Source organism: Mycobacterium sp. NGS61, assembly GCF_059812325.1.
The window spans coordinates 144,710-155,379 of the sequence record NZ_JCALCL010000006.1 but is presented as its reverse complement, the minus strand read 5'-3'; the positions used below and the strand labels follow the sequence as shown (position 1 = coordinate 155,379).

13 protein-coding genes are annotated in these 10,670 nt (G+C 67.7%); 10 read left to right on the top strand and 3 right to left on the bottom strand.

Annotated elements, in window-relative coordinates; translation table 11 throughout:
- The first annotated feature begins 5 nt into the window (after positions 1-5).
- Positions 6-728 (top strand): FadR/GntR family transcriptional regulator, encoded by a 723-nt coding sequence (locus tag AC5Y3Z_RS14940; protein ID WP_463825650.1) that lies wholly within the window; start codon positions 6-8, stop codon positions 726-728.
- Between the two features lie 17 nt (positions 729-745).
- Here the strand turns inward: AC5Y3Z_RS14940 and AC5Y3Z_RS14935 are convergent, their stop codons facing one another.
- Positions 746-1,525 carry a DUF3109 family protein gene (locus AC5Y3Z_RS14935; RefSeq protein WP_463825651.1) on the bottom strand — a complete coding sequence of 260 codons (780 nt, stop codon included), beginning with the start codon at positions 1,523-1,525 and terminating at the stop codon, positions 746-748.
- A gap of 106 nt (positions 1,526-1,631) precedes the next feature.
- On the opposite strand from AC5Y3Z_RS14935, the gene AC5Y3Z_RS14930 reads away from it, so the two are divergent.
- From AC5Y3Z_RS14930 to AC5Y3Z_RS14890, 9 genes are all read left to right on the top strand, one after another.
- Entirely contained in the window at positions 1,632-2,663 is a 1,032-nt protein-coding gene (locus tag AC5Y3Z_RS14930; protein WP_473139413.1) for a Ppx/GppA family phosphatase, read from the top strand.
- On the top strand, positions 2,660-3,619 hold the full coding sequence (locus tag AC5Y3Z_RS14925) for an Rv0497 family membrane protein (protein ID WP_473139412.1): 960 nt from the start codon (positions 2,660-2,662) through the stop codon (positions 3,617-3,619). The genes AC5Y3Z_RS14930 and AC5Y3Z_RS14925 overlap by 4 nt, the downstream gene beginning before the upstream one ends.
- 18 nt (positions 3,620-3,637) lie before the next feature.
- The gene (locus AC5Y3Z_RS14920; protein ID WP_463825654.1) at positions 3,638-4,480 is read left to right on the top strand and encodes a sugar phosphate isomerase/epimerase family protein; all 843 of its coding nucleotides are present in this window, start codon (positions 3,638-3,640) and stop codon (positions 4,478-4,480) included.
- A 1-nt stretch (position 4,481) separates the two neighbouring features.
- Positions 4,482-5,300, top strand: a complete 819-nt coding sequence (locus AC5Y3Z_RS14915) for a thioesterase family protein (protein WP_473139411.1) — start codon at positions 4,482-4,484, stop codon at positions 5,298-5,300.
- Between the two features lie 31 nt (positions 5,301-5,331).
- Complete coding sequence (proC, locus tag AC5Y3Z_RS14910; RefSeq protein WP_463825656.1) at positions 5,332-6,210, top strand: pyrroline-5-carboxylate reductase; 879 nt, start codon at positions 5,332-5,334, stop codon at positions 6,208-6,210.
- Between the two features lie 140 nt (positions 6,211-6,350).
- Positions 6,351-6,611 (top strand): helix-turn-helix domain-containing protein, encoded by a 261-nt coding sequence (locus tag AC5Y3Z_RS14905; RefSeq protein ID WP_463825657.1) that lies wholly within the window; start codon positions 6,351-6,353, stop codon positions 6,609-6,611.
- Between the two features lie 141 nt (positions 6,612-6,752).
- Positions 6,753-6,854, top strand: a complete 102-nt coding sequence (locus tag AC5Y3Z_RS14900; protein WP_003402602.1) for a 30S ribosomal protein bS22 — start codon at positions 6,753-6,755, stop codon at positions 6,852-6,854.
- Between the two features lie 67 nt (positions 6,855-6,921).
- The gene (locus AC5Y3Z_RS14895) at positions 6,922-8,055 is read left to right on the top strand and encodes an SDR family oxidoreductase (RefSeq protein WP_463825658.1); all 1,134 of its coding nucleotides are present in this window, start codon (positions 6,922-6,924) and stop codon (positions 8,053-8,055) included.
- Between the two features lie 15 nt (positions 8,056-8,070).
- Positions 8,071-9,141, top strand: a complete 1,071-nt coding sequence (locus tag AC5Y3Z_RS14890; protein ID WP_463825659.1) for a lysophospholipid acyltransferase family protein — start codon at positions 8,071-8,073, stop codon at positions 9,139-9,141.
- A 63-nt stretch (positions 9,142-9,204) separates the two neighbouring features.
- On the opposite strand, the gene AC5Y3Z_RS14885 is transcribed toward AC5Y3Z_RS14890, so the two are convergent.
- Together AC5Y3Z_RS14885 and AC5Y3Z_RS14880 are read right to left on the bottom strand one after the other, a co-directional pair.
- Positions 9,205-10,131 carry a cyclopropane mycolic acid synthase family methyltransferase gene (locus AC5Y3Z_RS14885; protein WP_463825660.1) on the bottom strand — a complete coding sequence of 309 codons (927 nt, stop codon included), beginning with the start codon at positions 10,129-10,131 and terminating at the stop codon, positions 9,205-9,207.
- Positions 10,132-10,154: 23 nt separating this feature from the next.
- The gene (locus AC5Y3Z_RS14880; RefSeq protein ID WP_463825661.1) at positions 10,155-10,655 is read right to left on the bottom strand and encodes an FAS1-like dehydratase domain-containing protein; all 501 of its coding nucleotides are present in this window, start codon (positions 10,653-10,655) and stop codon (positions 10,155-10,157) included.
- Positions 10,656-10,670: the final 15 nt, after the last annotated feature.

Sequence of the window (10,670 nt, the reverse complement as noted above, 5' to 3'; positions counted from 1 at the left end):
AGCCAATGAACCAGTCAAGTCCGATACCCCCGCCGGATCGACAGCGAGTCGATGAGCAGATCGCCGCGTCGATGGCCGACGCGATCCTGGACGGCGTTTTCCCGCCCGGCTCGACCCTGCCGCCGGAGCGCGAACTGGCTGATCAACTCGGGGTCAACCGGACATCCCTGCGGCAGGGTCTGGCCCGGCTGCAGCAAATGGGACTGATCGAGGTCCGGCACGGCAGCGGCAGCGTGGTTCGTGATCCCGAGGGCCTGACCCATCCGGCGGTGGTCGAGGCGCTGGTGCGCAAGCTCGGGCCGGAGTTCCTGGTCGAGTTGCTGGAGATCCGCGGCGCCCTGGGCCCGCTGATCGGCCGGCTGGCGGCGCAGCGCAGCACCACCGCGGATGCCGAGGAACTCACCGCCGCGCTGGACCGGTTACGCGGGGCGGATACGGCCGCCGCCCGGCAGGCGGCCGACCTGGCCTACTTCCAGGTGTTGATCCACAGCACCCGCAACCGCGCGCTGGGTTTGCTGTATCGCTGGGTGGAACAGGCGTTCGGCGGTCGCGAACACGAACTCACCGAGGCCTACGACGATGCCGAGCCGGTGGTCGCCGATCTGCAGGCGATCACCGGCGCAGTGCTGGCGCACGACGCGGATGCCGCCGCGGCGAGCGTGGCGGCCTACCTGAATGCCAGTGCGCTGCGCATGGTCCTGGTCTACACCAGAAGGAACAGCGTCTGACTCGCCGACGCTGTCGCCTACTCGGCGGCCCGCGTCGCCGGGTGCACCGCAACGAGCCCTAATTGGCTGCGGCGCTTGCACATTGCGGCCAACTCGGCGTACGCCTTCTCGCCCAGCAGCTCGGTGAGTTCGTCGGCCAGGCTCTGCCACACCTGCTTGGCCCCGACATGGGCGCCCGGATCGCCGGTGCAGTACCAGTGCAGATCGGCGCCACCGGAGCCCCAGCCGCGCCGGTCGTACTCGGTGATGAAGGTCTTCAGGATCTCGGTGCCGTCCGGCCGGGTCACCCACTCCTGGCTGCGCCGGATCGGCAGCTGCCAGCACACGTCGGGTTTCATCGTCAACGGTGGGACCCCCAGCTTGAGGGCTTTGCTGTGTAGCGCGCAGCCGACACCACCGGCGAAGCCGGGCCGGTTCAGGAACACGCACGCGTCCTTGTGCTTGCGGGTGCGGTACTGCGGCTCGCCCTCGTGCTCGTCGAGCTCCAGGTAACCCTTGCGGCCCAGGCCCTTGTCGCGGAACTGCCAGTCGTCCTTGGTCAGCTTGCGTACCGCGTCGTCCAACCGGGCGCGGTCGTCGTCGTCGGACAGGAACGCCCCGTGCGAGCAACACCCGTCGTCCGGGCGGCCGGCAACGGTGCCGTGGCAGGCCGGCGTGCCGAACACGCACGTCCAGCGCGACAGCAGCCAGGTGAAGTCGGCCGCGATCAGGTGCTCGGGATCGTCGGGGTCGTAGAACTCCACCCACTCCCGGGCGAAGTCCAGTTCGACCTCCTGTCCCGGTCGCGAGTTAGCCACGGGTGCAACATTAGTCCTCCGGCCGGCCGGCGACCGGCTCCCGCGCGCAGCGCGATAGCACGGGTCGACAGGCGAGTGCCTGGTCAGCCCCGCTAGTTTTGATTCCGTGCGATTGGGCGTGCTGGACGTGGGTAGCAACACGGTCCATCTACTGGTGGTCGATGCGCATCGGGGCGGGTGTCCGGCCCCGATGAGTTCGACCAAGGCCACGCTGCGGCTGGCCGAGGCGACCGACAGTTCGGGCAAGATCACCAAGCGCGGCGCCGACAAGCTGATCGCCACGGTCGAGGAGTTCGCCAAGATCGCGGTCAGCTCCGGTTGTGCCGAGTTGATGGCCTTCGCCACCTCCGCGGTCCGCGACGCCGAGAATTCCGACGACGTGCTGGCCCGGGTACGCAAGGAAGCCGGGGTCGAGCTGCAGGTGCTGCGCGGGGTCGACGAGTCCCGGTTGACCTTCCTGGCGGTGCGGCGCTGGTTCGGCTGGAGCGCGGGACGCATCATCAACCTCGATATCGGCGGCGGCTCGCTGGAAGTGTCCAGCGGCGTCGACGAGGAACCCGAGGTGGCGTTGTCGCTACCGCTGGGCGCCGGACGGCTGACCCGCGAATGGCTGCCCGACGACCCGCCCGGGCGACGCCGGATCGCAATGCTGCGCGACTGGCTGGATGCCGAGCTGGCCGATGCCAGCGCGACCCTGCTCGACGCCGGTGAGCCCGACCTCGCGGTCGCCACCTCCAAGACCTTCCGGTCGCTGGCGCGCCTCACCGGCGCCGCCCCCTCGGCCGCCGGCCCCAACGTGCGGCGGACCCTCACCGCGAATGGCCTCAGACAACTCATATCTTTCATCTCTAGGATGACGACCGCTGACCGGGCAGAACTGGAAGGAGTCAGCGCCGAGCGTGCGCCGCAGATCGTGGCGGGTGCTCTGGTGGCGGAGGCGAGTATGCGAGCGCTGTCGATAGAAACGGTGGACATCTGCCCGTGGGCGCTACGGGAGGGTCTGATCTTGCGCAAACTCGACAGCGAAGCGGACGGAACCGCCTTCATGGAGACGTCGACCGTGCAGACGTCGGCGCGTGATTCCGCAGGTCAGGTAGCTGATCGGGTAGCGTCAAACCGGTCGAGAGGCAAATCATGACTGGACCACACCCCGACGCCGAAGACACCAAGCAGATCTCGGTGGCCGAGCTGCTGGCCAGGAACGGAACCGGCGGTACGCCCACGGCCACCCGCCGGCGCCGTCGTCGTCGGGGCGACGACTCGATCAGCGTCGCCGAGCTGACCGGTGAGATACCGGTCATCCGTGACGAGCCTCGCGAGAAGGTGTCACCTGAACCGCGACCGGCGGCCGCGCCCGCCGCCGAACCCGAGGTCCGCGAGACCCCCGCCGTCGATCCCGAACCGGAGGTTCCGGCGGCCTACTGGGCCGAGCCCGAGCCGCGCTGGCCCAGATCGGAACCGCTCGCGCCGCGCAAACCCGGTCCGGAGCGCAGCCAGTACCCGCGGCCGCTACGCCAATCCGGCGCCACCGACGCCGAGCAGCAGTCGGGTGCCGAGCACATGAGTCCGGATCCGGTGGGTCACTACACCGACGCGTCGGTCGACGTGATGGACAGCGAGGTGCGCGACGCGGAATCGGTGGTCGAAGACTCCGCGTATGTGCGCTCCTACCTGCACGGCGCCGACGCGGACGAGACCCCGGACGACACATTGTTCGGCGGTCAGTCCCTCGCCGACGAGGTCGCCCGCCGGCGCAGCGACCCCCTGCCGGCCGCAGCCGACGACGCACCCGAAGCCGACCAGGGCAGTGCCCGGCGTTCGCACGGCAGGATGGCGGCGCTGGGCCGCGCCCTGCTGACCGTGCTGCAGTCGATCCTGGCGGTCGCGTTCGGTGGCGGCTTGTTCATCGCTTTCGACCAGCTGTGGCGGTGGAACCCCATCGTGGCGCTGGTGCTCTCGGTGCTGGTCATCCTCGGGCTGGTGGTGGGTGTCCGGGTGGTACGCAAGACCGAGGACATTGCCAGCACGTTGATCGCGGTCGCCGTGGGTGCGTTGATCACCCTGGGACCGATGGCCCTGTTGCAGACGAGCTAGGCGCCCCCAGAGGAGACTGTGCGCCCAGCGATCAAAGTCGGCCTGTCGACGGCCTCGGTGTACCCGTTGCGGGCCGAGGCCGCGTTCGAGTATGCGGCCAGGCTCGGTTACGACGGCGTCGAACTGATGGTCTGGAGCGAGTCTGTGAGCCAGGACATCGACGCCGTCGCCAAGCTGTCGCAGCGATATCGCGTGCCGGTGCTGTCCGTGCACGCGCCCTGCCTGCTGATCTCGCAGCGGGTGTGGGGGGCCAACCCGATCCTCAAGCTGGACCGCAGCGTGCGGGCCGCCGAGCAGTTGGGCGCCCAGACGGTGGTGGTGCACCCGCCGTTCCGGTGGCAACGGCGGTACGCCGAGGGCTTCAGCGACCAGGTCAAGGCCCTGGAAGAAACCAGCAATGTGCTGGTGGCGGTCGAGAACATGTTCCCGTTTCGCACCGACCGGTTCTTCGGACTCGACCAGACCCGGGAACGGATGCGCAGGCGTGGCGGCGGGCCGGGCCCCGGCGTTTCGGCGTTCGCGCCGTCGTACAACCCGCTGGACGGCAACCACGCGCACTACACGCTGGACCTCTCGCACACCGCGACCGCCGGCACCGACTCGTTGGAGATGGCGCGACAGATGGGTTCGGGATTGGTGCACCTGCATCTGTGTGACGGCAGTGGATTGCCCGCCGACGAGCACCTGGTGCCCGGCCGCGGCACCCAGCCCACCGTCGAGGTGTGCCAGATGCTCGCCGCCGGCGATTTCACCGGCCACGTGGTGCTGGAAGTGTCGACCTCGAGTGCCCGATCGGCCGCCGAGCGCGAAGCGATGCTCGTCGAGTCGCTCCAATTCGCCCGCACCAACCTGCTGCGCTGACATGGACGCGTTGTTCACCGCCGCGATGGCGCTGCGCGAAATCGGATCCGGACCAGGCGGGCCGGTCTTCGAAGGCGCGCTGGACCAGCATTGGACCATCGGTCCCAAGGTGCACGGCGGCGCCATGGTGGCGCTGTGCGCCAACGCCGCGCGGACCGCGTTCGCCGGCCCCCGCCAGCAACCGGTCGCGGTCTCGGTGAACTTCCTGTCCGCGCCCGATCCGGGACCGATGCGCCTGGAGACCACGCTGCGCAAGCGGGGCCGCCGGATCACCGTGGCCGACGTCGAGCTGGTCCAGGGCGAGCGCACCGCCGTGCACGCGGTGGTCACCCTGGGCGAACCGGGACACGAGGCGGCGCCGTTGTTGTCGGTCAATCCGGTGATCGAGCTGATGGTCCCGGAGCCGCCCGCTGATGTCGCGCCGATCGGGCCCGGCCACCCCTCGGCCGGTCTGGTGCATCTGGGTGCGGGTTGCGATATCCGGCCGCTGCTGTCGACTCAGGGGCGCGGCGCCGACGGCGGGCCGCCGGTGTTCCAGATGTGGGCGCGGCCGCGAAGGGTGTCGCCGGACCCGCTGTTCGCCCTGTTCTGCGGCGACCTGTCGGCCCCGGTGACGTTCGCGGTGGACCGCACCGGTTGGGCGCCCACGGTGCAGTTCACCGCCTACCTGCGGGCCCTGCCCGTCGACGGCTGGCTGCGGGTCATCAGCACCTGCGTCGAAATCGGGCAGGACTGGTTCGACGAGGACCACACCGTGGTCGACTCCGCCGGGCGCATCGTGGTGCAATCCCGCCAATTGGCACTCACACCTCCCGGGTGACCCGGTCGCCGGGTCTGCGATGCTTTGCGGCATGGCAAGAATCGCGATCATCGGCGGCGGCAGCATCGGCGAAGCCCTGTTGTCGGGTCTGCTGCGGGCCGGCCGGCAGGTCAAGGACCTGGTGGTGGCCGAACGGATGCCGGATCGGGCCAAGTACCTGTCCAGCACCTATGGCGTGCTGGTGCAGACCTCGATCAGCGAGGCGGTGGAAAACGCCTCGTTCGTGGTGGTTGCGGTCAAACCCGCCGACGTCGAAGCGGTGGTCGACGAGCTGGCCGAGGCGACCGGGGCGGCCGACAACGACAGCGTCGAGCAGGTTTTCGTCACCGTGGCCGCTGGTGTCACCCTCACCTTCTTCGAGTCCAAGCTGCCGGCCGGTACCCCGGTGGTCCGGGCCATGCCCAACGCGGCGGCACTGGTGGGGGCCGGCGTCACCGCGCTGGCCAAGGGCCGGTTCGTCACCGCGCAGCAGCTCGACGAGGTCTCTGCGGTGTTCGACGCGGTCGGCGGGGTGCTCACCGTGCCCGAACAGCAGCTGGATGCGGTGACCGCGGTGTCGGGTTCCGGCCCGGCCTACTTCTTGCTGTTGGTCGAGGCACTGGTGGACGCGGGTGTCGCGGTGGGGCTGAGCCGCCAGGTGGCCACCGACCTGGCCGCTCAGACCATGGCCGGTTCGGCGGCGATGCTGTTGGAGCGGATGGACTCCGAGCGGCGCCCGGTCGACGGCGAGCCGATGGGACTGAAGGTGGACGCCTCGGCTGCGCAGTTGCGCGCGTCGGTGACCTCACCCGGGGGGACCACCGCCGCGGCGCTGCGGGCGCTGGAGCGGGGCGGATTCCGGGTGGCGGTCGACGCCGCCGTTCAGGCCGCCAAAACCCGCTCTGAGCAGCTGAGAATTACATCAGAATAATTCACCAATTTTGGACTGATTGTCTCTCACCAGTACCAGTAACCCCACTAGTCCCGCTATTCTCCTCTTTGTACGCACGTGTTAGTGCCAGCGGAGGGGAAGCCGCTGGCATTGCGCGTGCCTGACACGATTGGGTTGCGATGACGTCTACGAACGGGCCGTCGGCAGGGAATTCAGCAGGTAAAGCGGCACGGGACGGTGGTTCGGCCGACGCCGCCGGATCCCGGACGCAGTTTCTCACCGTCGCCGAGGTCGCGACGCTGATGCGGGTGTCCAAGATGACGGTCTACCGGTTGGTGCACAACGGCGAGCTGCCCGCCGTTCGCGTCGGGCGCTCCTTCCGGGTGCACGCCAAAGCCGTACACGACATGTTGGAGACGTCATATTTCGACGCGGGCTGATCCGCGCGCTGCACGTCCCACCACAGCCGTCCGCTCTACGCCCGCAGGCCGTCGGAAGCCGGTTTGGCGTTGCGTGCGTACGGTTGGGTAAAGTGTCCCGGTCATTCAGTTAGAGCCGGTACAGGTCAGATAGCGGAGTTCATGGGTTCAGTAATCAAGAAGCGGCGCAAGCGTATGTCGAAGAAGAAGCACCGCAAGCTGCTACGTCGCACTCGAGTGCAGCGCAGAAAACTTGGCAAGTAAGTCCTGGCCGCGCGTACCGTCACCGGTCCGTAACACTCCCGTTTCGCCTCGTCGATAGGCTGTCGAGGTGGATTCGTCCAGTCCGGATGGCGGGGGGACCGGCGGCCGGCCTACCGATGCCGACACCGTGCACTACCCCAAGGTGGTGCTCGTCACGGGTGCCTGCCGGTTCCTGGGCGGCTACCTGACCGCGCGGCTCGCGCAGAACCCGCTGATCAATCAGGTCATCGCGGTCGATGCGATCGCGCCCAGCAAGGACATGCTGCGCCGGATGGGCCGCGCCGAATTCGTGCGCGCCGACATCCGGAACCCGTTCATTGCCAAGGTGATTCGGAACGGCGACGTCGACACCGTGGTGCACGCCGCGGCGGCGTCCTACGCGCCGCGCTCCGGCGGCAGCGCGGCACTCAAAGAGCTCAATGTGATGGGGGCGATGCAGCTGTTCGCCGCCTGCCAGAAGGCGCCGTCGGTGCGCCGGGTGGTGCTGAAGTCCACATCCGAGATCTACGGGTCGAGTCCGCGCGATCCGGTGATGTTCACCGAGGACAGCAGCAGCCGCCGGCCATTCCGCGAGGGATTCGCCAAGGACAGCCTCGACATCGAGGGCTACGTGCGGGGACTGGGCCGGCGCCGGCCCGACATCGCCGTGACCATCCTGCGGCTGGCCAACATGATCGGCCCGGCGATGGACACCACGCTGTCGCGTTATCTCGCAGGGCCTTTGGTGCCGACGATGTTCGGCCGCGACGCCCGACTGCAACTGCTGCACGAGCAGGATGCGCTGGGCGCGCTGGAACGCGCGGCGATGGTGGGCAAGGCCGGAACGTTCAACATCGGCGCCGACGGCATCATGATGTTGTCCCAGGCGATCCGTCGTACGGGACGAATTCCGTTGCCAGTGCCCGGTTTTGGCGTATGGGCACTCGACTCGCTGCGGCGCGCCAACCGGTACAACGAGATCAGTCGCGACCAGTTCGCCTACCTGAGTTACGGCCGGGTGATGGACACCACCCGCATGCGTTCCGAGCTCGGCTATCAGCCGAAATGGACGACCGCGGAAGCCTTCGACGACTACGTTCGCGGCCGTAGCCTGACTCCCATAATCGACCCGCATCGGGTACGCTCCTTGGAGGGTCGTGCTATAGCGGTAGCGCAGCGCTGGGGTAGCCGAAATTCAATTCCGCGCATCGGGGTCAGATAGGTTTGGGCATTTAACGTGGCGGGCGAAACCAGAGCGAATGTTATTCCACTGCACAGCAATCGGGGGCGGGTAGCGGCGCGCCGCCGCGCTGCCAGTCAGCGTGCGGACGCTTCGCATCAGCACCCCTCGTTGCTCTCGGATCCAAGTGGTCGCGCCTCAGCCGACGAGATCGCCGCAGTCGTCCGCGAGATCGATCAGCACCGGCGCGCCGCGGGTGGTTTGAGCGGTGGCGAGCCACCGCTCAACGACCTCGCCCAGCGCGTCGCCGCGGTGGCCGGCTTCCTCCGGCAACGACTCACCGGTGATTACAGCGTCGACGAATTCGGCTTCGATCCGCACTTCAACGACGCGATCGTGCGGCCGCTGCTGAGGTTCTTCTTCAAGTCGTGGTTCCGGGTCGAGGTCAGTGGCATCGAGAACATCCCCACCGAGGGCGCCGCGCTGGTGGTCGCCAACCACGCCGGGGTGCTGCCGTTCGACGGGTTGATGCTGTCGGTGGCGGTGCACGACGAGCACCCCGCCGAGCGGGACCTGCGGCTGCTGGCCGCCGACATGGTGTTCGACCTGCCGGTGGTGGGCTCGACGGCCCGCAAGGCGGGCCACACCATGGCCTGCACGGCCGATGCGCACCGGTTGCTGGCCTCTGGCGAGCTCACCGCGGTCTTCCCGGAGGGATACAAGGGGCTGGGCAAGCGCTTCGAAGACCGGTACCGGCTGCAGCGGTTCGGGCGCGGCGGGTTCGTGTCGGCGGCGCTACGCACGAAAGCGCCGATCGTGCCGTGCTCGATCATCGGTTCCGAAGAGATCTACCCGATGCTGACCGACGTGAAGTTGCTGGCGCGGCTGTTCGGTCTGCCGTACTTCCCGGTGACGCCGCTGTTCCCGCTGGCCGGGCCCGCCGGGCTGGTGCCGCTGCCGTCGAAGTGGCGGATCGCGTTCGGTGAGCCGATCCAGACCGCCGACTACGCGCCGAGCGACGCCGACGATCCGATGGTGACCTTCGAGTTGACCGATCAGGTTCGCGAGACCATCCAGCAGACGCTGTACCGGTTGCTGGCCGGCCGCCGCAACGTTTTCTTCGGCTGACAGCAGCGCACGAAAAACCCCCGGAGGCACAGCCGCCGGGGGTCTGTCGTTGGACCGTCGTTGTTACTTGACCAGCGTGAACTGGCAGACGTTGGTGTAGCCGTCGCGGAACAGGTCCGAGCAGCCGCGCAGGTACTTCATGAACGTCTCGTACTCCTGCTCGCCCTTGAGCTCGATGGCCTTGTCCTTCTGCGCCTCCAGCGCATCGGCCCAGGTGTTCAGGGTCGGGACATAGTTCTTGCCGATGTAGTGGTGGCGTTCGATCTTGAAACCGGCCTCGGTCGAATACCGGTCCACCTGCTCGACCTGCGGCAACTTACCGCCGGGGTAGATCTCCTTGAGGATGAAGCTGATGAAGCGCAGCAGGCTCATCGTGGTCTTCAGGCCCATCGCCTTGCCCTCTTCGGCCGTGGGCACCACGATCGAGTGCAGCAGGAAGCGGCCGTCGTCGGGCAGCAGGCTGTAGTACTTCTTGAAGAAGGCGGCGTAGCGCTCGTAGCCGGCGTCGCCCGCGCCGTCGGCGAAGTGCTCGAAGGCGCCCAGCGAGACGATCCGGTCCACCGGCTCGTCGAACAACTCCCAGCCCTGCAGGCGAACCTCCTTGCGGCGGGGGCTGTCCATCTCGGCGAACTTCTGCTCACAGTGGGCGAGCTGGTTCTCGCTCAGCGTCAGGCCGATGACGTTGACGTCGTAGTGCTCGACCGCGTGCCGCATGGTCGAACCCCAGCCGGAGCCGATGTCGAGCAGCGTCATCCCGGGCTCGAGGTTGAGCTTGTCCAGCGCCAGCTTGCGCTTGGCGAACTGCGCCTCTTCCAGCGTCTTGGTCTGCGGCGCATCGATGTCCGGGTTCTCATCGAAGTACGCGCAGCTGTAGGTCATCGATGGGTCGAGCCACAGCTTGAAGAATTCGTTGGACCGGTCATAGTGCGACTGCACTGCCTCGACGGGCGGCTTCAGCTGGGTGCTGCCCGTATTGCCTTGTGATGTCATTAAAAAGACGCTACCTGCTTCGATCAGATGGATGCAATTGCGGCGACGGTCGCCTCGGCGTCGGCGTCATGGTTCGCCGCCTCGCCCAGCATGGTGACCACGCTGGTCACCACCGGCTTGCCTTCGGCGTCGGTGACTTCGCTTCGGATTTCGGCCAGCACCGTGCCGTGGGACTGGATCACCGAGTCCAGGTAGGTGTCGAAGTGCAGCTTGTCGCCGACCATGATCGGGCGGTGGAAGAAGAATTTCTGGTCGCGGTGCATCACCCGGGCAATGTTGATCGGGATGCTGAACTTGGTGAAGATCTCCAGCTGAACGCGGCGCCCGGCGATGGCCAGGAAGGTCAGCGGGGCAGGCAGGGACGAGTAGCCGGCTTCGGCCGCCGCCGCCTCGTCGTAGTGCAGCGGATTGTCGTCCTGCACCGAGGCCGCGAATTCGCGGACCTTCTCGCGTCCGACCTCGAAATAGTCCAGCTGCCGGTAGTGCTTACCGATGATTCCTTCGGCGCCCTCGGGAAGTGTCATGCTGCCGCTCTCCGC

What these genes read in the sequence shown, in the direction of transcription:
- AC5Y3Z_RS14940 (WP_463825650.1), top strand. Translation starts at nt 6, where the DNA reads ATGAACCAGTCAAGTCCGATACCCCCGCCGGATCGACAGCGAGTCGAT.
- AC5Y3Z_RS14925 (WP_473139412.1), top strand. Translation starts at nt 2,660, where the DNA reads ATGACTGGACCACACCCCGACGCCGAAGACACCAAGCAGATCTCGGTG.
- AC5Y3Z_RS14915 (WP_473139411.1), top strand. Translation starts at nt 4,482, where the DNA reads ATGGACGCGTTGTTCACCGCCGCGATGGCGCTGCGCGAAATCGGATCC.
- proC (WP_463825656.1), top strand. Translation starts at nt 5,332, where the DNA reads ATGGCAAGAATCGCGATCATCGGCGGCGGCAGCATCGGCGAAGCCCTG.
- AC5Y3Z_RS14905 (WP_463825657.1), top strand. Translation starts at nt 6,351, where the DNA reads ATGACGTCTACGAACGGGCCGTCGGCAGGGAATTCAGCAGGTAAAGCG.
- AC5Y3Z_RS14900 (WP_003402602.1), top strand. Translation starts at nt 6,753, where the DNA reads ATGGGTTCAGTAATCAAGAAGCGGCGCAAGCGTATGTCGAAGAAGAAG.
- AC5Y3Z_RS14885 (WP_463825660.1), bottom strand. Translation starts at nt 10,131, where the DNA reads ATGACATCACAAGGCAATACGGGCAGCACCCAGCTGAAGCCGCCCGTC.
- AC5Y3Z_RS14880 (WP_463825661.1), bottom strand. Translation starts at nt 10,655, where the DNA reads ATGACACTTCCCGAGGGCGCCGAAGGAATCATCGGTAAGCACTACCGG.